Below are 20,552 nucleotides of genomic sequence, written 5' to 3'. Positions count from 1 at the left end.
GCTTTGACACCCTGGCTGCCCAGCGGGTTAAATCCCCAGGTTGTTCAATTCTTTGCCTTAGGAGTCACGCTTGGACGCCGTCACCATCAACAGCTTGTTCTTGATCGGTGCGGTGCTGATCGGCCTGTCGATTCTGGTCAGCTCGATTTCTTCGCGCGTCGGCATCCCGATCCTGGTGATCTTCCTGGTGGTCGGCATGTTCGCCGGCGTCGACGGTCCCGGTCACATCGCCTTCGACAACTACCCGATGGCCTACCTGGTGGGCAACCTGGCGCTGGCGGTGATCCTGCTCGACGGCGGCATGCGCACCCGGGTGTCAAGCTTCCGGGTAGCGCTCTGGCCGGCGCTGTCACTGGCGACGGTGGGGGTGATGATTACCACCGGCCTGACCGGCCTGGCCGCGGCCTGGCTGTTCGACCTCAGCCTGCTGCAGGGCCTGCTGATCGGTGCCATCGTCGGCTCCACCGATGCCGCGGCGGTGTTTTCCCTGCTCGGAGGGCGCGGCCTCAACGAGCGGGTCACCGCGACCCTGGAAATCGAATCCGGCAGCAATGACCCCATGGCGGTATTTCTCACCGTCACCCTGATCGAGATGCTCGCCAGCGGCGAGAGCGGCTTCACCTGGAGCCTGCTCGGCCACTTCGTCAGCGAATTCGCCATCGGCGGCATCATCGGCCTGGGGGGTGGCTGGCTGCTGCTGCAGCTGATCAACCGCATCCACCTCGCCGACGGCCTCTATCCCCTGCTGGCCATCAGCGGTGGCCTGCTGGTCTTCGCCCTGACCAACACCGTTCATGGCAGCGGCATCCTCGCGGTGTACCTGGCGGGCCTGCTGATGGGCAATCGACCAATCCGCAGCCGCCACGGCATGCTGCACATGCTCGACGGCATGGCCTGGCTCGCGCAGATCGGCATGTTCCTGGTGCTGGGCCTGCTGGTGGAGCCGCACAACCTGCTACCCATCGCCCTGCCCGCCCTGGGCCTGGCGCTATGGATGATCCTGGTCGCCCGCCCGCTGTCGGTGGCGATCGGCCTGCTGCCCTTCCGCGCCTTCCATGATCGCGAAAAGGCCTTTATCGCCTGGGTCGGCCTGCGCGGTGCGGTGCCCATCATCCTCGCGGTGTTCCCGATGATGGCCGGGCTGCCCCAGGCCCAGCTGTTCTTCAACGTGGCCTTCTTCATCGTGCTGGTGTCGCTGCTGGTACAGGGTTCCAGCCTGCCGCTGGCAGCCAAGCTGCTCAAGGTGACGGTACCGCCGGAGCCGGCGCCCTTCTCCCGCGCCGGGTTGCAGGTCCATCCCACCAGCGAATGGGAGCTCTTCATCTACCGCCTGGGTGCCGAGAAATGGTGCATCGGCGCCGCCCTGCGCGAGCTGAAGATGCCCGAAGGCACCCGTATCGCCGCCTTGTTCCGCGGCGAGACGCTGCTGCACCCGTCTGGTAGTACCACCCTGGAAGCCGGTGACATCCTTTGCGTAGTCGGTCATGAACATGACCTGCCGGCCCTGGGACGTCTGTTCAGTCAGGCGCCGCAACAGACCCAGAGATTCTTCGGCGACTTCGTCCTCGAAGCCGATGCCGAACTCAGCGCAGTGGCGGCCCTGTATGGCCTGCAACTGGGCAGCGTGGACGGCAATCAGCGCCTCGGCAGCTTCATCACCCACGAAATCGGCGGCGAACCCATCGTCGGCGACCTGGTGGAATGGAACGGCCTGGTGTGGATCGTCGCAGCCATCGAGAACAAGCGCGTGCGCAAGGTCGGGGTGAAGTTTCCGGAGGGTCGCAGCAGCGGGCCCGCGCTCTTTCTTTAACGGTGGATGAACGGGGTTCGCGGCTTGGCGGGCGCCGTCTTGCACCTCAGGCAGCCTGGCTTTAACCTCGCGCCTTTCCACTGCCCGACGCCTGCCGCATGCACCGCCTGCCCGCTCTGCTTCGCGCCGCTGCTCTCTGCGGCTGCCTGTTCGCCCTTCCCGCCGTGGCCCAGGATTCCGGGCCACCCGATGCGCAGCAGGTTCAGCAGAACCTGAATGGTCTGGCCGATCGCAAGCTGCCCGCTGCCGAGCAGAGCGCCGCCCAGGACAATCTGCAGCAGACGCTGAAGCTGCTCGATCAGCGGGATCAGTACGTCAAGCAACTGGCCGATCTACGCCAGCAATTGGCGCAGGCACCCCAGCAGACCAAGGATGCCCAACGGCAACTGGCGCGGCTGCGCGCCGAGCCGATCAAGCCAGCCGAGCAACGCTATGCCGGCGCCACGCCCCAGGTCCTGGAACAGCGGCTGAGCGAGACCAGCCTGGCGCTCAACAGCGTGCAGGATGACCTCAACGCGGCCAACAGCCTGGTGATCAATGCCCAGACCCGGCCCGAGCGCGCCCAGGTCGACATCGCCAACCTGCAGACCCGCCTGCAGCAGATCGCCGATCAACTCAAGAGCGGCCGCGAGAACGCCAAGCCCCTGACCGCCGAACGGCGCAGCCAATTGCTGGCGGAGCAGGCAGCCGCCAGCGCCCAGATTCAGCTGCTGCGCCAGGAGCTGGCCGGCAACAGTGTCCTGCAGGATCTGGGCGCCGCTCGCCGCGAACTCTTCACCGAGCAGGTCAAGCGTTACGAGCAGGAGACCCTGGACCTGCAGACGCTGATCAGTGGCAAGCGCCGCCAGCAGTCGGAAAAGACCCTGGCCGAGGCCTCCCGCGAGTCTCAGGAGACCGCCGGGGACGATGTGCTGTCCCAGGAGACCGGGCTCAACCTGCAGCTGTCCGACTACCTGCTGAGGGCCACCGACCGACTCAACGACCTCAACCGGCGCAATCTCGAGTCTCGCCAGCAGCTGGATCAGCTCAAGCAGACCTCCGAGAACATGGAGCAGCAGATTGGCGTGCTCAAGGGCAGCGTGCTGCTGTCCAAGCTGCTCTACCAGCAACGCGCGGCCCTGCCTTCGGTCAAGGTCAACAAGGATCTCACCGACGATATCGCCGACCTGCGTCTCTACCAGTTCGAACTCAATCAGCAACGCGCCCAGATTGCCAATCCGGAAGGCTACGTCGCCACCCTGCTGGCCCAGCAGCCGCCGGAAAAGGCCACACCACAACTGCGCCAACAGCTGCTCGAATTGCTCCGGACCCGTACCGAACTGCAGGAGCGCCTCAACACCGAACTCAATGCGCTGCTCAGCGAGTCCATCGATCTGCAACTCAACCAGCGGCAGTTGCAGGGCACCATCAGCAGCCTGCGCAGCACCCTCGACGAGCAGATGTTCTGGATTCCCAGCAACAAGCCGCTGGACTGGAACTGGGTGAAGACCGCGCCGGGCAAGCTGATGCAGCAGCTGCGTGATGTTCCCTGGGCTTCCAGCGTCCATGAACTCTATGTCGGCCTGGCCGAACGGCCGCTGCTGCTGCTGCCGCTGGTCCTGGCCTTCGCTACCCTGATCTGGCAGCGCCCGCGGCTCTATGCACGGGTCAGCAAGCTCAATCAGGACATCGGCCACTATCAGCGCGACAGCCAGCTGCACACGCCCCAGGCCATTCTGCTCACCATCCTGCTCGGCCTACCGGCGAGCCTGGTGCTCTGGCTGGGCGGGGTGACCCTGGAAGGTGACCAACGCGGGGTCAACGCTGCCATCGGCGCGGCGCTGCTGGAGATCGCCGCTGGCTGGCTGGTGTTCTACACGGTGTATCGCCTGCTGGCCTCTGGCGGCGTGGCCGAAACCCACTTCCGCTGGGCCCGACCCCAGGCACAGTCCCTGCGGCGGCTGGTCAGGCGCGTGGGGTTGCTGGCCCTGGCACTCATGGCGGTGGTGGCCATCGCCGAGCGCCAGCTGGCGGGGCTGGCCGACGATGTCCTGGGCATCCTCATCGTCCTGGTCGCCTATGCCAGTCTGGCCTGGATGCTGGGTCGCTCCCTGCTCAACGCCACGGCTCGCGAGCGCCTGCCCTTCTTCCGCCTGCTGCTCGGCCTGATGATCACCGCCATCCCGGCCGTGCTGTTCTTCGCCGTGCTGTTCGGCTACTACTACACCGCGCTCAAGCTCACTGACCGCCTGGTGGACACCCTCTATGTGCTGATGGCCTGGATCATCCTCGAAGCGACCCTGGCCCGCGGTCTGAGCGTGGCCGCACGGCGCCTGGCCTACCAGCGCGCCATCCAGAAACGCCAGGCCCAGCAGGAAGACGCCGAGGGCGTCGAGGTGGTGCAGGAGCCGACCCTGGACATGGAGCAGGTCAACCAGCAGTCCTCGCGCCTGCTGCGCCTGACCCTGCTGCTGGCCTTCCTCGGCGTGCTCTACCTGGTCTGGGCCGACGTGGTGGCGGTATTCTCCTACCTCGACAACGTCACCCTCTACCAGTACACCAGCGGTACCGGCGCCGCCGCCACCCAGGTGCCCCTGACGCTGCGGGTGTTCATCATCGCCCTGGTGATCGCCGGTCTCACCGTCGCCCTGGCGCGCAACCTGCCCGGCCTGCTGGAGGTGCTGGTGCTCTCGCGCCTGAACCTGGCCCAGGGCAGCGCCTACGCCACCACCACCCTGCTGTCCTACGTGATCGTCGGCTTTGGCACCGTTACCACCCTGGCGACCCTCGGGGTGAGCTGGGACAAGCTGCAGTGGCTGGCCACGGCCCTCTCGGTCGGTCTGGGTTTCGGCTTGCAGGAGATCTTCGGTAACTTCATCTCTGGCCTGATTATTCTCTTCGAGCGCCCGGTACGCGTTGGCGACCTCATCACCATCGGCAACGTGACCGGTACGGTAAACAAGATCCGTATCCGCGCCACCCACATCACCGACGCCGATCGCAAGTCGGTGGTGGTACCGAACAAGACCTTCGTCACCAGTCAGCTGATCAACTGGACGCTGACCGACACCGTCACCCGCATCGTGCTGACCTTCGGCGTCAATCGCGGCAGCGATCTGGCCGAGGCGCAGCGCCTCATCATGCAGGCGGTCAAGGAGAATCCGCGGGTGCTGCACGACCCCGAGCCCTCGCTGTACGTCACCCAGTACGGCGCCAGCACCCTGGACCACGAATTGCGCATCTATGTGCGCGAACTGGGCGATCGCAGCGCCGCCACCGATGAGCTGATCCGCCGGGTCGACCAGCTGTTGCGCGAGGCCGGCATCAACCTGCTGTCCACGCCGCAAATGGAGATCACCCTGAAGAATCGTCATGGCGCGGAGAAACAACTGGGCAAAAAGCCTCTCCTACCTGAAGGGGATGCCCAGCAGGAGGCCGAGGATCCCAAGCCATCCAAGGCCTGACGGCCCCTGCACGGACATCTCGGGACACCCATGAAACAGCTGCTAGACCTGACCTTCGACAACAGATTCGCCCGCCTGGGCGATGACTTCTCCACCCGCATCGATCCCCGGCCGCTGGACGATCCGCGGCTGGTGGTCGCCTCGCCCACGGCCCTGGCCTTGCTGGACCTGGATCCAGCGGTGGCCGAGACGCCCGAGTTCACCCAGGTGTTCGCTGGCGCCCAGCTCTGGGACAGCGCCGAACCCCGGGCCATGGTCTATTCCGGCCACCAGTTCGGTTCCTACAACCCGCGCCTGGGCGACGGTCGCGGCCTGCTGCTGGGCGAAGTGGTGAACGCGCGTGGCGAGCACTGGGACCTGCACCTCAAGGGCGCCGGCCTCACGCCCTTCTCGCGCATGGGCGACGGCCGCGCCGTGCTGCGCTCGTCGATCCGCGAATTCCTGGCGTCGGAAGCCCTGCACGCCCTGCAGATCCCGACGACCCGCGCCCTCTGCGTGATCGGCTCCTCCACCCAGGTGGTGCGCGAGCGGTTGGAAACCGGCGCCACCCTGCTGCGCATGGCCCCCAGCCACGTGCGCTTCGGCCACTTCGAGTACTTCTACTACACCCGCCAGCATCAGTTGCTGGAACAACTCGGCGAGCATGTGCTGGCCGCGCACTTCCCCGAACTGCTAGCCACCCCCGAGCCCTGGGCGGCGATGTTCCGCGAAGTGGTCGAACGCAACGCCCGGCTGATCGCCCATTGGCAGGCCTATGGCTTCTGCCATGGGGTGATGAACACCGACAACTTCTCGATCCTGGGCCTCACCTTCGACTTCGGTCCCTTCGCCTTCCTCGACGACTTCGACGCCCAGTTCATCTGCAACCATTCCGATCACACCGGGCGCTACTCCTATAGCAACCAGGTGCCCATCGCCCACTGGAATCTGGCGGCCCTGGCCCAGGCGCTGACGCCCAAGGTGGCGGTCGAGACGCTGCAGGAGAGCATCGCGCTCTTCCTGCCGTTGTATCAGGCGCACTACCTGGATCTGATGCGCCGCCGCCTGGGCCTGCAGGAAGGCCGGGAGGAAGACCAGGAGCTGGTCGAACGTCTGCTCGCCCTGATGCAGCAGGGCGGTGTGGACTATCACCTGTTCTTCCGCCACCTGGGCGAAGACGAACCTGCCGCCGCCCTCGCCCGGGTGCGCGAAGACTTCATCGACCTGCGTGGCTTCGACGACTGGAGCCAGGCCTATCGCGCCCGGCTGGACGCCGAAGGCGGCACGACGGCGGAGCGGACTGCCCGCATGAACGCGGTCAATCCGCTGTACGTGCTGCGCAACTACCTGGCGCAGCAGGCCATCGAGAAAGCCGAAGCGGGAGACTACAGCGAGGTGCGGCTGCTGCACGAGGTGCTGTCGCGCCCCTTCGAGGCCCAGCCAGGACGCGAGCGCTTCGCCCAGCGGCCACCGGACTGGGGCAAGCACCTGGAGATCAGCTGCTCGTCTTGAAGTCCGGCTCCAGCCAGGCGCCGTGCCTCAGGCGCCGTTGACCTGGAAGACGTGCCGCAGATAGTGCAGGAAGTCCGGCTCACCGCCCTGGGCCTTGCCCGGGGCATCGGAGATCTTCGCCACCGGCTGACCGTTGCAGCGGCTCATCTTGAGCACCATGTTCATCGGCTGCACCCCGGGAATGTCACAGGTGAAATGGGTGCCGATGCCAAAGCTCACGTTGATCCGCTCGCGCAGGGCGCGGAACAGGGCGAGGGCCTTTTCCAGATTGAGTGAATCGGAGAACACCAGGGTCTTGGTCAAGGGATCTATGCCCAGCTGCTGATAGTGGGCGATGGCCTTTTCCGCCCACTGCAGAGGATCGCCGCTGTCGTGGCGCAGGCCGTCGAACAGCTTGGCGAAGTAGAGATCGAAATCGCGCAGAAAGGCTTCCATGGTGATGGTATCGGTCAGAGCGATGCCAAGCTGACCGCGATACTCGCGCACCCAGCAATCAAGGGCGGCGATCTGGCTGTCGATCAGGCGCGGCCCCAGTTGCTGGTGCGCCATCAGCCATTCATGAGCCATGGTCCCCAGGGGCGCCACGCCCAGCTTCCACGCCAAGTGGACATTGCTGGTGCCAACGAAGCGCCCGGGAAAGTCGTCCCTCAGGCTGCGCACCACCATTTCCTGTACGCCATAGGAGAAACGCCGCCGGGTACCGAAGTCGGCCATCTTGAATTCGGCCAACTCGTCGGCACCCGCCTCCCGTGCCAGCCAGTCGAACTTGCGATAGAGCTGATCCTGGGCCACCTGCAGCGGCAGGTCGGCATGGCGCTGGCGATTGCGCACCTCGCTGATCAGCGCCAGGATTGGCACTTCGAACAGGATCAGGTGCAGCCAGGGGCCTTTCAGGGTCAGGGTGAAGCGCCCTTCTTCTTCCCCCAGGAATACATAGGAGGGATTGAAACGAAACAGCCGCAGGAAGCGGATGAAGTCGGGCGTGATGAAGGGAATGCGCTCGAGAAAGGCCAGCTGGCTGTCGCTAATGGCGACATCGGCGAGGGCATCGATCTCGGCCTGGATGGCCGCATGATAGGGCCGCAGGTCTTCGTCGTTGCGGCAGCGGAAGGCCCACTCGACTTCCGCATTGGGGTAGTTGTGCAGGACGGCCTGCATCATGGTGAGCTTGTAGAAATCGGTGTCCAGCAGGCTTTGCACGGCCTGCTCGGAAAAACTATCGGCCATCATTGGCGGGGCTCGGCAGCTAATTGGTCAATCGACAGCATGCCGAACTTGCCAGGCAAGCGAAAGGCGCTTGACCGCCTGGGGGCCTAGCGGTTGTGCGTCTGGGTCATGCCGAAGAGGAACAGCAGCAGATCCTGGCTACCGGTGCTGGAGCTAGTGAGGGTCCGAGCAACTGGCGTCTGACAATATTCCAGGCCTTCGCTACCCACGACCACGGCCGCCGGTCGCAACCAGCTCGCATAGGCCAACGTGGTGACCCCACAAAAGGCCGCCACCAGCAAACCTCGAGTAATTTGTGAAGTCATGGCTCCAACCCTCTGATTTTCCGTCCCAGCGCTTGGTGGTAACCGTAGAGCAGAGTTCGCCATTGCGCAGCGTTCCACGACGAATGGCGACGTAATTGCAGCATATCCCGACGAGCGGCCGTGTCTAGTGACAATCGCTGCCGGCATTTCTCCAGATCGAGCAGTGCCACGGAGAACTCCCGGCCTTCAGGGCCGGGCCGCTCGGCTACGAAAATATGCTTGGGATAGAGGCAACCATGCTGCCAGCGGTGCCGGTGCATGCGCGCCAGCACCTCGCCCAGGGTAGTCAGGAAGCGCTCGTGTTCGGCCTCGCTGAGCTGCTGGCCAGCGCCTTCGGCATACCAGTGATCGAGATCCTGATAGCCTTCCAGAGCGGCGCTCACCAATAGCGCGCGCCAGCCGCCCTGAGCATGCTGGGCATCGCAGAACAGCAATTCGGGGACCTGGATGCCCAGGTCGCGAAAGGCGATCAGCGCATCGCGCTCACGCAGGGCGGTAGGACGCCCCAGCGGATGGCGCAAGCTGCGATAGAGATGGCCGACCTGGCGCTTGACGTAAGCCAGAGTCCCGTCGGGCAGCTGCAGGCGCTGCACGCCGCTTTCTCCGCCACGACGCACGTTGGGGGCTTCCACCCAGTCACCCGCGGTGTTCCACCAACGATCGAAACCCTGTTCGCCTTGCGTCACGACGCCCATCAGCTGCCTCTCTTATTCTGAATAACCTCAATTGGCCTTGCGCAGGACGTAGACCCGCCACATGGCATAGCCCGGCAGGAAATCCAGGGCCCGGTCGACGACAAAGCCGGCCTGGGCGACTTCTGCCTCGAACTGGCTGCGCTCGACGATGAATCTGTTCTGGTAACCGCCACGATCGCGGCCCTGGGCCTGCCGACGGCGCTCAAGCGCCTGGCGGCGCCAGGCCTTGAAGTTGCCGTCTACCCATAGCGACAGAATGACGCTGTCGCGGGTCACCCGGTGAAACTCCTGCAGCAGCGCCAGACGGTCCGCTGATTCGCCCACATGGTGAAACAAACGCATACAGAAAATGCAATCTACAGAATTGTCGGACAGGTCGATAGCGAAAGCCGACGTCTGCAGCGCCTTTACCCGGGCCACGACTTCCGGAGGTTGCTGTTCACGGGCGGTGGCCAGCATGTTTTCCGAATAGTCGGCGCCAATGATCACGCGATTGCGCTTTTCTGCCAGCAGGGGCCAGAAGCGCCCGGCGCCGCTGGGCAGATCCAGCACCAGGTTGGGTTGGCCGGCGATGCTCAGGGCCTGGCGTGCCAGTTGCTGGTCACGCCAGTTGGACAGGCGGCGCGCCAGGCCATCCTGATGCTTCAGGAAGTACTGGCGGGCGTGGTCGGCATCGTACTTTTGCGAAAAAGGCAGGTCGATGGGCGCTTTCACGGCGGTGACTCCTGGGGAGTAAAGAGATGGCGCTACCCTACCCAGGCCGCTGTCAAACACCGGTCAAGCCTTTGTGAAAATTCTGTAATGCTAGGCCGCTATCCTGTCAGTGCCGAGAGAAATCTGGAAGCGGCACCCGCCCACGTCGCTGTCGCCCAACGCCACGCTCCAGCCCTGCAGCTGACAGATCCGCCGGACCAGCGACAGACCCAGCCCCAGGCCCTCGCCACGCCCCCCAGCGCCGCGCACGAAGGGCTGGAACATCGCCTCGCGCTGCTCTTCGGGAATGCCGATCCCGCTGTCTTCGACCACGAAGCCCGTAGGTCCGACCTGGAGGGCGATATAGCCGTGCTCGGTGTAGTGCAATGCATTGCGCAACAGATTGCTCATTACCGAGCGTAGGAAGGGCTCGTGCCAGAGATAGTGATCGGCCTCCGGCGCGACGCTCAGGCGCCATTGCAGACCCTTGGCCTCCACCAGCGCCTGCCACTCCGCCGTCTGCCGGCGCGCCACCGCGGCCAGGCTGGCCCGCGGCGCCTGGGTGTCGTTGTCGCCCTGGTTACGCGCGAGCGCCAGGAAGGTCTGTACCAGTTCCTGCATCTCCCGCCCGGCGCGGGTCATGCGCTCCAGTGGCCCCGTCGCTCGGGGGGGCAGATCGGGGGTAGCGGCCAGCAGTTCGCAAGAAGACTGGATCACCATCAGCGGGGTGCGCAGTTCGTGACTGACATCGCTGGTGAACAGCTGCTCCCGTGCCAAGGCGGCACGCAGGCGGTCGAAGGCATCGTCGAAGGCGGCGGCCAGCTCGCCCACTTCGTCCTTGGCGTAGTCCGGCGCCAGTGGTGGGGTGACGTCGAGAATCTGGTCACGGCGGCGCACCTGGCGGGCCAGGCGCACCACCGGAGCGATCACTCGCCGCGCCAGGGCCCAGCCGAGTAGCCAGGCCAGCGCCACGCTGATCAGGAAACCCACCAGCACCACCTTGTAGAGCAGTCGCTCACGCGCCTCGAAATCGCTCTGGTTCTGCAGCAGGACGAAGTGATTGCCCTCCAGCTCCGCCACATAGGCATAGAAATACTGCTGGTCTTCTTGCACCTCGCTGAAGCCTGGCGGCAGATCGCGCAGGTGGTCGGGCAACTGCGCCGTCTCGGCGAGGGGCACGAAATACAGGCGCATATCCGGATCCAGCACCGGCTGGCCGCCCCGGCGCATGTCGCGTTGCACCATGCGCTCCAGCTCGTTGTGCAGATCGGTGGAGATCAGCCGCTCCTCGACGGTGTGCACCACTGCGACGATGCCCAGGGAAAACACGCCACCGACCAGAAAGGTCATCAGCACGAAGGCGATGACGATCCGGCGTGACAGGCTCAGGTGATATTCCATGGCTAATCCTGCTCGACCAACTTGTAGCCCACCCCATGGATGGTGCGCAGCAACGGTTGCTCGAAAGGCTTGTCGATCACCTGCCGCAATTGGTGGACATGGCTGCGCAGGCTGTCGCTGTCAGGGTAGTCCTCCCCCCAGACCGCCTCTTCCAGGACCTCGCGACGCACCACGTGGGGACTCTTCTGCATCAGCAGGGCGAGAATCTTCAAGCCGATGGGATTGAGCTTGAGCGACTTGCCAGCGCGACTCACCTCCAGGGTGTCCAGGTCGTAGCTGAGATCGGCGACCTGCAGCTGGCGACGGCCGCCACCCTTGGCCCGGCGCATCACCGCCTCGACGCGCGCGGCCAGTTCGGACAGGGCGAAGGGTTTGACCAGATAGTCGTCGGCCCCGGAGCGAAAGCCCTCCAGGCGGTCGTCGAGCTGGTCGCGCGCGGTGAGCATGATCACCGGGGTATCGCGGCGGGCATCCTGGCGCAGCCGCTGGCAGAGGGTGTAGCCGTCGATGCCGGGCAGCATGATGTCGAGGATGAGCAGATCATAATGCTCGGTCGCGGCCAGGTGCAGCCCGGACAGGCCGTCCTGGGCACAGTCCACGCTGTAGCCCTTGAGGCTGAGGTAATCCAGCAGGTTGCTGAGAATGTCGCGGTTGTCTTCCACCACCAGGATACGCATGTCGCTGACCTCTTCTGCGAGCTCTTCGGGCGCCCGCATGCTTGCTGTTAGGCACAGAGCCTAACCGCGTCCGCGGACCGCGACCAGCGCGCCGCCTGGATACTGACCACCAAAGGGTAGCCGCCAGGAAACGCCGGCCACAAAAAACCCCGGCGTCCGTGAGGATCACCGGGGTTCGGGCTCGGCCCTAGGGCCGGAGCGACTCTTACATCATGCCGCCCATGCCACCCATGCCGCCCATGTCGGGCATAGCCGGGGCTGCGTCGTCTTTCGGCAGCTCAGCCACGATGGCTTCGGTGGTGATCAGCAGACCAGCGATGGAGGAAGCAGCCTGCAGCGCGCTGCGGGTCACCTTGGCCGGGTCGATGATGCCAAATTCCAGCATGTCGCCGTATTCGCCGGTAGCAGCGTTGTAGCCGTAGTTGCCGCTGCCCTGCTTGACCTTGTCCAGCACGACGGAGGCTTCGTCACCGGCGTTGGTCACGATCTGGCGCAGGGGGGCTTCAACAGCGCGACGCAGGATGTTAATACCGGCGTTCTGCTCTTCGTTGATGCCTTTCAGATCCTTCAGCGCGTCCAGGGCACGGACCAGAGCGACACCGCCGCCAGGCACCACGCCTTCTTCCACAGCAGCGCGGGTAGCGTGCAGGGCGTCTTCGACGCGGGCTTTCTTCTCTTTCATCTCGACTTCGGTGGCAGCGCCAACCTTGATCACGGCAACACCGCCGGCCAGCTTGGCCAGACGCTCTTGCAGCTTCTCTTTGTCGTAGTCGGAAGAGGTTTCTTCGACCTGGGCACGGATCTGCTTGATACGGGCCTGGATATCGACCTCGACGCCAGCGCCGTCGATGACGGTGGTGTTTTCCTTGTTCAGGACCACACGCTTGGCTTGACCCAGGTGCTCCAGGGTGGTGCTTTCCAGGCTCAGGCCGACTTCTTCGGAGATGACGGTACCGCCGGTCAGGATGGCGATGTCCTGCAGCATGGCCTTGCGACGATCACCGAAGCCCGGAGCCTTGACGGCCGCGACCTTGACGATACCGCGCATGTTGTTGACCACCAGGGTGGCCAGGGCTTCGCCTTCGACGTCTTCGGCGACGATCAGCAGCGGACGACCAGCCTTGGCAACGGATTCCAGCACCGGCAGCAGTTCGCGGATGTTGGAGATCTTCTTGTCGACCAGCAGCAGCAGCGGGCTGTCCAGCTCGGCCGACATGGTGTCGGGCTTGTTGATGAAGTAGGGCGACAGGTAGCCACGGTCGAACTGCATGCCTTCGACGACGGACAGTTCGTTTTCCAGACCCGAGCCTTCTTCGACGGTGATGACGCCTTCTTTACCAACCTTCTCCATGGCTTCGGCGATGATGTTGCCGATGCTGTCGTCGGAGTTGGCGGAGATGGTGCCTACCTGGGCGATGGCCTTGCTGTCGGCGCAGGGCTTGGACAGGTTCTTCAGCTCGGCGACGACGGCAGCGGTAGCCTTGTCGATGCCGCGCTTCAGGTCCATCGGGTTCAGGCCAGCGGCCACGGACTTCAGGCCTTCGGTCACGATGGCCTGGGCCAGCACGGTGGCGGTGGTGGTGCCGTCACCGGCAGCGTCGTTGGCCTTGGAGGCCACATCTTTCACCAGCTGGGCGCCGATGTTCTCGATGCGATCCTTGAGCTCGATTTCCTTGGCGACGGAAACGCCGTCCTTGGTGATCAGGGGAGCACCGAAGCTACGCTCCAGAACTACGTTGCGGCCTTTCGGGCCCAGGGTAGCCTTGACAGCGTCGGCCAGGGTGTTGACACCGGTCAGCAGCTTCTTGCGCGCGGAGTCACCGAATTTGACGTCTTTTGCAGCCATGTTCTGTTTCCTCTAAGAAATTCGAAAAGTGAGTGGAGATCAGCCTTCGATGACGGCCAGGATTTCGGACTCGGCCATGACCAGCAGTTCTTCGCCATCGACCTTGATGGCGTTGCTGCCGGAATAGGGACCGAAAACCACCTTGTCACCCACTTTTACTGCCGGAGCACGGACATCACCGTTGTCCAGCACGCGTCCAGTGCCTACGGCAACCACTTCACCGCGGTTCGGCTTTTCGGCAGCCGAGCCCGGCAGCACGATGCCGCCAGCGGATTTGGTCTCTTCTTCGCTGCGACGGATCACAACGCGATCATGCAGAGGACGAAGCGCCATTGTCGTATCTCCCAAAGTTCTGAGTGTTTCCAGCGCCGATGACTGCATCGGCAGTTTGTTTTAACCGGCTGCGCCGGGTGCGCCCCATCCATGACAGAGCGCGAAACCTGCTCGCCTTGCGGCGACAACCTTGCGGTGTCCGCTACATGAGGTTGTCGCCAGGCATTTCAAGGGTGGACGGTAATTTTTTTAGCGCTTTTGCTCATCGCGGTGGACCACTTCACCCTCGATCACCTCGGGGCGATGAGAGGCGCCCTGACCGGGCCCCGGCTGATAGCCCTGGGCACCGGGATTGCGCCGGGTCACGCGGCCGATCACCGCGCCCAGCAGCGCCTTGCGAGTCACCGGCAGAAGGCAGACGAGCGCCAGGATGTCGCTGATGAAGCCCGGAAAGATCAGCAGGGCACCGGCGATCGCCAGGGTAAGGCCCTGGATGACCTCCTGCTCGGGCATCTGCCCCTGGGCCAGGCGCATGCGGATGCGCCAGAGGGTGGTGAAACCGGCGACGCGCAGCAGGGCGACGCCGACCAGAAAGCTCAGCAGCAGCAGGGCGAAGGTGGCGAGCACGCCGATTTCGCTGCCGATCTTGATGAGTACGGCCAGCTCCACAAAGGGGAACAGCAAGAAGAGTAAGGCGGTCACGCGCATCTCAGGTCCTTCACGGTAGAAACCGGTTGAAAGACAGGAGATGGAGGCGGCCACGTCGATTTCAAGGTGGGCATGTGGTGCCCCATAGAAATGCAAAGGCCGCAAAAATCGCGGCCTTGACGGGCTGGCAGGCACTTAGGGAAATATGACGTTACCAGGAGACGCCGACACCCGCGGTGTACTCGGTCTGGTTGACGTTGCCCTGGGCACCACTGGTGAGTTCCTTGGACGCCTTGAGGTTCAGCGATGCCCAATTGGTCACCTTGTATCTCAGGCCGACATCACCGTCGAAGGTCAAGTTGGCGGTGTTGTCCAGCGGCCGACCCAGTTCACCGTTGGTGAAGAACTGGATGGTCTGTCCGTACAGATACCGGTTGTAGTCCCACTTCACGCTCGCCGACAGGAACTGGTCGGAGCCGCCGTCCGAGTACTCGTAGCGGTTGTGGTTGAGCAGGCCGGTCAGGGAGAAGGAGCCCAGCTCGTTATCCCAGAACTGGTAACCGGGACCGGTACCCAGGGTGCGCTGCTTGGCCAGATCCTGGATCCAGTCGCGCTTGTATTCCGCGCGGCCCTGCCAGAAGAATTTCTCATCGAAGAAGCGATCCAGGGCGTACTGCAAGCCGTACTTGCTGGTCGAGACCACGTCGTCGGTCTTGTAGCGGTCGTAGCTGCCGTTGGCGTTGTGCCGCCACATGCCGTGCCGGGCCTGAGTCTTGAAGTCGATATCGTACTTCTCGCTGTCCTGGGACGAGCTGATGTAGTCCAGGCCGGCGTCGATGTTGCCTTTCCAGGCGAAGTCGCGCAGGAAGGGACGCGGCGGCACGATCTGGGTGATGCTCGCCAGCGGCACGGTCTGCTGGCCGTCGGCGGTGCTGACCACCACCTGGCCGTCTTCGGCCGGCTTGAGGCTTTCCACCGGGAAATCGGGTTCGTACTTGCCGCGCTGGACGATGACGGGCTTGTCACGTTGCAGGGTCTTGATCTTGTCCCAGGACAGGGGAATGTTGCCGCCGTATTCGGTCTGCAGGAGCAGCTTCTTGCTGTCGAGCAGCTTGATGGTTCCGGTCAGGCGATCGCCATTCTTGAGCCAGACGGTGTCGGCATGGGCGAAGGAGGCGAGTGACAACAGCGCGAGCGAGGAAAGGAATCGAAAACGCATGGGCACCAGGACACCTTGGGTGGACTTGGGTGGAAAGGTAACGAAACGAGAGGGGCGCGATTATCCGGGTGCCAGAGGCCCGCGCAACTGTTACTGGGTAAAAGTTAGGCAAGTTTCCGGAAATACCGCCCAAAGGTCTGACGTCTTGTGAGAAAGCAGCAGCTCGACACGTTTCAGCACCACCGTAACCAAACTTTTCGGCACACTGGCACTCTCTCCCGGAGCAGCAGGGCATCATGACCACGTCCCCTCCCCCCGATCCTCGTCGCCAGGCGGTTTTCCAGGCGCTGGCCGCCATTCCTGCGGGGCGGGTGGTCAGCTATGGCCAACTGGCGGAGCTCGCCGGCCTGGGCCGAGGCGCACGCTGGGTGGGCTGGGTGCTGGGTCGGCTGCCGGAGGGCAGCGCCCTGCCCTGGCATCGCGTCATCGCCGCGGATGGCCGGCCGAGCCTGACCCGCGACAGCCCTTCCGGTCAGGCGCAGCGCGAGCGGTTGCGGGCCGAGGGCGTGCTGTTGCACGAGGACCGGGTGGACATGCGTCGGTACCGATGGAATCCAGTTGAGAGTGTCGAGTAGAGTGCGCGTTTTTTCCGAGCCCAAGGGCATGTTTGCACGTTTCTGGCGCGAAGCCGTCACCACCTACAAATCCAAGGCCTGCCTGGCCCTGCTGCTGCTGGGTTTCGCTGCGGGCCTGCCAGCCATGCTGGTGTTTTCCACCCTCTCGGTCTGGTTGCGCGAAGCGGGGGTGAGTCGCGAGACCATCGGCTACGCCAGCTGGATCGGCCTGGCCTATGCCTTCAAGTGGGTGTGGTCGCCCATGCTCGATCTCTGGAAGCTGCCGTTGATCGGCAAGCTCGGCCGTCGACGCTCCTGGCTGGTGCTGTCGCAGATCCTGGTGGGCCTGGGGCTGGTTGGCATGGCGCTGTGCAATCCGCAGCAGCACCTGGAGCAACTGATCGCCCTGGCGGTCCTGGTGGCCTTCGCCTCGGCCACCCAGGACATCGCCGTGGACGCCTACCGCCTGGAGATCGCCGACGACGAGCGCCAGGCCGCCCTCGCCGCCTGCTACATGACCGGCTACCGCATCGCCGCCCTGCTGGCCAGCGCCGGCGCCCTGTTTCTCGCCGAGGAGCTGGGCTCGTCCCGCCTCGATTACAGCCAGAGCGCCTGGGCCACCACCTACATGCTGTTCGCCCTGCTGGTCCTGCCGGGACTGGTCACCAGCGTCCTGATTCGCGAGCCGGAGCCGGTCGCGCCCATGGCCATGGCGGAGTCGCGCTTCGGCTTCAACCATCAGCTGGTGGCGGTCGCCCTGCTGCTGGTGATGCTGATCTCCATCCCGGCCGCCATCAATGCCGCGATCGCCCAGGCCTGGCCGCGCGCCCTGCTCTACAGCCTGTTCATCGTCGGCTGCCTGTCGCCCTGGGGCCGCTACTGCTCCAAGCCGCTGAGCGATCTCATGCGCCGCATGCGCGAGCCCCTGCGGCTGCGTGATGCAGCCAATGCCGAGGAATTGCCGCGCTTCGACTTCGTGCACCAGATGGTCTCGGTGATCCTGTTGATCGTGCTCATCGTGGCCGCCACCGGCGGTCTGTCCGCCCTGGCCGGCGGCTACTGGCCGCGCGGCCTGATGTACGGCCTGATCGTCTGGCTCTGCCTCACCGCCCCCGGACGCCGGCTGATGGCGCCGGTGCTGACGCCCATCACCGAGTTCATCCAGCGCTACCAGTGGCAGGCGCTGCTGCTGCTTGGCCTGATCTCCACCTATCGGCTGTCCGATACGGTCATGGGCGTGATGGCCAGCGTCTTCTATATCGACGTGGGCTATAGCAAGGAAACCATCGCCGGCGTGAGCAAGATCTTCGGGGTGTTCATGACCCTGTTCGGCGCCGGGCTGGGTGGCGTGCTGATCACCCGGGTAGGGATTCTGCCGATTCTCTTTCTCGGCGGCGCCGCCTCGGCGCTGACCAACCTGCTGTTCGTGGTGATCGCTTCCACCGGCGCCAACGTGCCGCTGCTGATCGCCACCATCTGCGCCGACAACGTCAGCGGCGGCATGGCAACCTCTGCCTTTGTCGCCTACCTGTCGAGCCTGACCAACCTCAGGTTCTCGGCGACCCAGTACGCCATGCTCAGCTCGCTGATGCTGCTGTTGCCGCGCCTGCTGGGTGGCTATTCGGGTGCCATGGTGGAGCACGTCGGCTACAGCTCGTTCTTTTCGCTGACCGCGCTGATGGGGGTGCCGACGCTGCTGCTGATCGCGGTGCTCTGGCTGCGCCAGCGGCGCGATCCCGCCGTCATCAAGACCGGCGGGAACTGAGCGAGAGACTCAGGCGGCGGGGGTGGACTCGCCGCGCTCGTCGGCGACCGGAGCGGTGTTGGCGAAGTGCACCACCCGCTGCGGGAAGGGGATGCCGATGCCCACGGCGCCCAGGCGGTCGCGGACCTGCTCGTTGAGCATGAACATCATCGGCCAGTAGTCACCGCTGGCGGTCCAGAAACGCAGCGACAGGGTGATGGCGCTGTCGCCCAGGGCCGATACCACCACCTCGGCAGCCGGATCCCGATGCACCCGCGGATCTTCCGCCAGCGCCAGCAGCACCTCACGGCCTTTCTGCAGATCCGCCTCGTAATCCACGCCGACATCGAAGATCACCTTGCGCTTGGGCTGGCGCGAATAGTTGGTGATGATCCCGTTGGACAGATTGCCGTTGGGAATGGTGACGGTCTTGTTGTCACCGGTCAGCAGGATGGTGTGGAAGATCTGGATGGAATTCACCGTGCCGAGCACGCCCTGGGCCTCGATGAATTCACCGACGCGGAAGGGGCGGAAGGTCAGGATCAACACGCCGCCGGCGAAGTTCGACAGACTGCCTTGCAACGCCAGACCCACGGCCAGACCAGCCGCACCGATGATGGCGACGAAGGAGGTCGTGGCGATGCCGATCATGGACGCGGCGCTGACCGCCAGCAGGATCTTGAGGATGATGCTGACCAGGCTGCCAAGGAAACTCAGCAGCGCTGGATCGGCGCCATGGTGCGACGCCAGGCTGCTGACCTTGCTCGAGACCTTGTTAATCAGCCACCAGCCGATGGCCAGGGTCAGCAGCGCCAACAGTACCCGGCCGGAATACTGCAGGACGATGGGTAGCCAGCCCGCGGTCAGCGCCAGCAGGTGGTTGTATTGGTTTTCGATATCCAAACGGCGTCTCCTGTTACCTCTTCGATCAGATGTCGCCGCGCTCGGGGGCGACCCTAAAGGGAGTCAGCTCAATCACGGAAGTTCTGGTATTGCAGCGGCATGCCCAGCGACTGGCCACGCAGCAGGGTGATGACCTCCTGCAATTCGTCGCGCTTCTTGCCGGTGACGCGCACCTGCTCGCCCTGGATGGCGGCCTGAACCTTGATCTTGCTGTCCTTGATCAGGGCGACGATCTTCTTCGCCAGCTCCTTGTCGATGCCCTCGCGCAGGGTGGTCTCCTGCTTCACGGTCTTGCCGGAGGCATAGGCATCCTTGACCTCCAGGCACTGGACGTCGATCTTGCGCTTGGCCAGGTTGACCTTGAGGATCTCCAGCATCTGCTCGAGCTGGAAGTCGGCATCGGCAGTGAGGGTCACGGTCAAGTCCTTGGCCTCGAAGCTGCCCTTGCCACGCAGGTCGTAGCGACGATCAAGGTCCTTGATGGCGTTGTCGACGGCGTTGGTGACTTCGTGCTTGTCCAACTCCGATACCACGTCAAAGGAAGGCATGGATTTTCTCCTCGGTTGCGATGGGGCAGCCTTGACGCTGCAGCCTGACCGACCATTATAACGACTGGCCTTCTTCTGCAGGAATCCGACCATGCCCCGCGAACCCATCCTGGAGTCACAGCTGTGAGCTGGCACGTGCTGGGCGCCGGCAGTCTCGGCGGACTCTGGGCAGCGCGCCTGTTCCGTGGCGGCGAACCGGTCCGCCTGATCCTGCGCGACCGCACCCGCCTGGCGCAGTATCGCGCCGGTGGCGGACTGCGCCTCACCGAAGGCGACACGACCAGTCTCTATCCGCTGCCCGCCGAAACGCCCGAGGCGGGCAATCCGATCCGCCGGTTGATCCTGGCCTGCAAGAGCTATGACGCCGAGGACGCCATCGCCAGTGTCGCCGCGCGCCTGGAACCGGAAGCCGAGGTCCTGCTCCTGCAGAATGGCCTGGGCAGCCAGGATGCCGTGGCGGCCCGCGTACCACGGGCGCGCTGCCTGAGGGCCAGCACCACCGAGGGCGCCTTTCGCGAGACCGACTTCCATGTGGTGGCGGCCGGCGCCGGCCAGATCTGGATAGGCGACCAGCTCGGCAGCCATACCCCGCCGCCCTGGCTAGATACGCTCACCGAGCTGGGCTTTCCGGTACGTTGGACGGACGACATCGATGCCCGGCTGTGGCGCAAGCTGGCGATCAACTGCGCCATCAATCCGTTGACCGTGCTCCACGGCTGCCGCAACGGCGAACTGCGCCAGCATCTGGCGGAGGTGGCGGCGCTTTGCGACGAACTCACCGCCCTGCTGGATGCCATGGGACTCGCCCCGGCGGCCCAGGGACTGCAGCAGGAGGTCGAGGCGGTGATCACCGCCACGGCCCACAACAGATCCTCGATGCTGCAGGACGTGGAGCGCGGCCAGCGTACCGAGGTGAGTTACCTACTTGGCCATGCCCTGCCGATCGCCGGACGGCTGCGCCTGCCGGTGCCGCATCTGGCCGAGCTGCAGCAGCGGCTCCAGGCCAGGCTCGCGGAGCGCGGATTGCCCGAGAACTAGCTGCGGGCTACCCTGCCCGCTTCCCTGTTGCCGCGGC

General features: G+C 64.5%; 18 protein-coding genes. 6 read left to right on the top strand and 12 right to left on the bottom strand.

Annotated elements, in window-relative coordinates; translation table 11 throughout:
- Nucleotides 1-70: 70 nt before the first annotated feature.
- From ACUCV0_RS15925 to selO, 3 genes are all read left to right on the top strand, one after another.
- Nucleotides 71-1,810 carry a potassium/proton antiporter gene (locus ACUCV0_RS15925; protein WP_313647447.1) on the top strand — a complete coding sequence of 580 codons (1,740 nt, stop codon included), beginning with the start codon at nucleotides 71-73 and terminating at the stop codon, nucleotides 1,808-1,810.
- A gap of 98 nt (nucleotides 1,811-1,908) precedes the next feature.
- Complete coding sequence (gene mscK / locus ACUCV0_RS15920) at nucleotides 1,909-5,253, top strand: mechanosensitive channel MscK (protein ID WP_482213099.1); 3,345 nt, start codon at nucleotides 1,909-1,911, stop codon at nucleotides 5,251-5,253.
- Between the two features lie 30 nt (nucleotides 5,254-5,283).
- Nucleotides 5,284-6,744, top strand: a complete 1,461-nt coding sequence (gene selO / locus ACUCV0_RS15915) for a protein adenylyltransferase SelO (protein ID WP_454252460.1) — start codon at nucleotides 5,284-5,286, stop codon at nucleotides 6,742-6,744.
- Nucleotides 6,745-6,771: 27 nt separating this feature from the next.
- On the opposite strand, the gene pncB is transcribed toward selO, so the two are convergent.
- From pncB to ACUCV0_RS15865, 10 genes are all read right to left on the bottom strand, one after another.
- Nucleotides 6,772-7,974, bottom strand: coding sequence for a nicotinate phosphoribosyltransferase (pncB, locus tag ACUCV0_RS15910; protein WP_059313703.1), 1,203 nt, complete (start codon nucleotides 7,972-7,974; stop codon nucleotides 6,772-6,774).
- A gap of 83 nt (nucleotides 7,975-8,057) precedes the next feature.
- Nucleotides 8,058-8,276 (bottom strand): hypothetical protein, encoded by a 219-nt coding sequence (locus ACUCV0_RS15905; RefSeq protein WP_174523126.1) that lies wholly within the window; start codon nucleotides 8,274-8,276, stop codon nucleotides 8,058-8,060.
- The gene (locus tag ACUCV0_RS15900) at nucleotides 8,273-8,971 is read right to left on the bottom strand and encodes a lipopolysaccharide kinase InaA family protein (RefSeq protein WP_059313701.1); all 699 of its coding nucleotides are present in this window, start codon (nucleotides 8,969-8,971) and stop codon (nucleotides 8,273-8,275) included. Before ACUCV0_RS15900 ends, ACUCV0_RS15905 begins: the two co-directional genes overlap by 4 nt.
- Before the next feature lie 27 nt (nucleotides 8,972-8,998).
- Complete coding sequence (locus tag ACUCV0_RS15895) at nucleotides 8,999-9,685, bottom strand: class I SAM-dependent methyltransferase (protein WP_059313700.1); 687 nt, start codon at nucleotides 9,683-9,685, stop codon at nucleotides 8,999-9,001.
- A 90-nt stretch (nucleotides 9,686-9,775) separates the two neighbouring features.
- A complete protein-coding gene (locus tag ACUCV0_RS15890) occupies nucleotides 9,776-11,065 on the bottom strand; it encodes a sensor histidine kinase (protein ID WP_482213098.1) in 1,290 nt (429 codons plus the stop codon).
- A gap of 2 nt (nucleotides 11,066-11,067) precedes the next feature.
- The gene (locus ACUCV0_RS15885; protein WP_059313698.1) at nucleotides 11,068-11,742 is read right to left on the bottom strand and encodes a response regulator transcription factor; all 675 of its coding nucleotides are present in this window, start codon (nucleotides 11,740-11,742) and stop codon (nucleotides 11,068-11,070) included.
- A gap of 205 nt (nucleotides 11,743-11,947) precedes the next feature.
- On the bottom strand, nucleotides 11,948-13,588 hold the full coding sequence (gene groL, locus ACUCV0_RS15880) for a chaperonin GroEL (protein ID WP_017640087.1): 1,641 nt from the start codon (nucleotides 13,586-13,588) through the stop codon (nucleotides 11,948-11,950).
- 39 nt (nucleotides 13,589-13,627) lie between these two features.
- Nucleotides 13,628-13,921 (bottom strand): co-chaperone GroES, encoded by a 294-nt coding sequence (locus ACUCV0_RS15875; protein ID WP_007161933.1) that lies wholly within the window; start codon nucleotides 13,919-13,921, stop codon nucleotides 13,628-13,630.
- A 189-nt stretch (nucleotides 13,922-14,110) separates the two neighbouring features.
- Nucleotides 14,111-14,569: an FxsA family protein gene (locus ACUCV0_RS15870; protein WP_059313696.1), complete on the bottom strand. Its 459-nt coding sequence runs from the start codon at nucleotides 14,567-14,569 to the stop codon at nucleotides 14,111-14,113.
- Nucleotides 14,570-14,720: 151 nt separating this feature from the next.
- Nucleotides 14,721-15,728 carry a DUF481 domain-containing protein gene (locus ACUCV0_RS15865; RefSeq protein WP_059313695.1) on the bottom strand — a complete coding sequence of 336 codons (1,008 nt, stop codon included), beginning with the start codon at nucleotides 15,726-15,728 and terminating at the stop codon, nucleotides 14,721-14,723.
- Nucleotides 15,729-15,964: 236 nt separating this feature from the next.
- Between ACUCV0_RS15865 and ACUCV0_RS15860 the strand changes: the two genes are divergently transcribed.
- Nucleotides 15,965-16,303, top strand: a complete 339-nt coding sequence (locus ACUCV0_RS15860; protein WP_059313694.1) for an MGMT family protein — start codon at nucleotides 15,965-15,967, stop codon at nucleotides 16,301-16,303.
- Nucleotides 16,304-16,331: 28 nt separating this feature from the next.
- Nucleotides 16,332-18,047, top strand: a complete 1,716-nt coding sequence (locus ACUCV0_RS15855) for an AmpG family muropeptide MFS transporter (RefSeq protein ID WP_271653969.1) — start codon at nucleotides 16,332-16,334, stop codon at nucleotides 18,045-18,047.
- Nucleotides 18,048-18,056: 9 nt separating this feature from the next.
- Here the strand turns inward: ACUCV0_RS15855 and ACUCV0_RS15850 are convergent, their stop codons facing one another.
- Together ACUCV0_RS15850 and ACUCV0_RS15845 are read right to left on the bottom strand one after the other, a co-directional pair.
- Nucleotides 18,057-18,902, bottom strand: a complete 846-nt coding sequence (locus ACUCV0_RS15850) for a mechanosensitive ion channel family protein (RefSeq protein WP_434776589.1) — start codon at nucleotides 18,900-18,902, stop codon at nucleotides 18,057-18,059.
- Nucleotides 18,903-18,997: 95 nt separating this feature from the next.
- A complete protein-coding gene (locus ACUCV0_RS15845; protein ID WP_271653967.1) occupies nucleotides 18,998-19,477 on the bottom strand; it encodes a YajQ family cyclic di-GMP-binding protein in 480 nt (159 codons plus the stop codon).
- Nucleotides 19,478-19,600: 123 nt separating this feature from the next.
- Between ACUCV0_RS15845 and ACUCV0_RS15840 the strand changes: the two genes are divergently transcribed.
- A complete protein-coding gene (locus ACUCV0_RS15840; RefSeq protein ID WP_482213097.1) occupies nucleotides 19,601-20,515 on the top strand; it encodes a putative 2-dehydropantoate 2-reductase in 915 nt (304 codons plus the stop codon).
- Nucleotides 20,516-20,552: the final 37 nt, after the last annotated feature.

The sequence above is a fragment of the Pseudomonas sp. VMV1 genome (assembly GCF_056790235.1).
The sequence above is the reverse complement of the archived record's forward strand: the minus strand, read 5'-3'. Positions and strand labels throughout refer to the sequence as shown.

Bases quoted from the DNA above. Each gene is read 5' to 3' on its own strand.
- ACUCV0_RS15875 (WP_007161933.1), bottom strand. From the start codon at position 13,921: ATGGCGCTTCGTCCTCTGCATGATCGCGTTGTGATCCGTCGCAGCGAA.
- ACUCV0_RS15845 (WP_271653967.1), bottom strand. From the start codon at position 19,477: ATGCCTTCCTTTGACGTGGTATCGGAGTTGGACAAGCACGAAGTCACC.
- mscK (WP_482213099.1), top strand. From the start codon at position 1,909: ATGCACCGCCTGCCCGCTCTGCTTCGCGCCGCTGCTCTCTGCGGCTGC.
- ACUCV0_RS15860 (WP_059313694.1), top strand. From the start codon at position 15,965: ATGACCACGTCCCCTCCCCCCGATCCTCGTCGCCAGGCGGTTTTCCAG.
- ACUCV0_RS15885 (WP_059313698.1), bottom strand. From the start codon at position 11,742: ATGCGTATCCTGGTGGTGGAAGACAACCGCGACATTCTCAGCAACCTG.
- ACUCV0_RS15855 (WP_271653969.1), top strand. From the start codon at position 16,332: ATGTTTGCACGTTTCTGGCGCGAAGCCGTCACCACCTACAAATCCAAG.
- groL (WP_017640087.1), bottom strand. From the start codon at position 13,588: ATGGCTGCAAAAGACGTCAAATTCGGTGACTCCGCGCGCAAGAAGCTG.
- selO (WP_454252460.1), top strand. From the start codon at position 5,284: ATGAAACAGCTGCTAGACCTGACCTTCGACAACAGATTCGCCCGCCTG.
- pncB (WP_059313703.1), bottom strand. From the start codon at position 7,974: ATGATGGCCGATAGTTTTTCCGAGCAGGCCGTGCAAAGCCTGCTGGAC.
- ACUCV0_RS15865 (WP_059313695.1), bottom strand. From the start codon at position 15,728: ATGCGTTTTCGATTCCTTTCCTCGCTCGCGCTGTTGTCACTCGCCTCC.
- ACUCV0_RS15905 (WP_174523126.1), bottom strand. From the start codon at position 8,276: ATGACTTCACAAATTACTCGAGGTTTGCTGGTGGCGGCCTTTTGTGGG.
- ACUCV0_RS15900 (WP_059313701.1), bottom strand. From the start codon at position 8,971: ATGGGCGTCGTGACGCAAGGCGAACAGGGTTTCGATCGTTGGTGGAAC.
- ACUCV0_RS15890 (WP_482213098.1), bottom strand. From the start codon at position 11,065: ATGGAATATCACCTGAGCCTGTCACGCCGGATCGTCATCGCCTTCGTG.
- ACUCV0_RS15870 (WP_059313696.1), bottom strand. From the start codon at position 14,569: ATGCGCGTGACCGCCTTACTCTTCTTGCTGTTCCCCTTTGTGGAGCTG.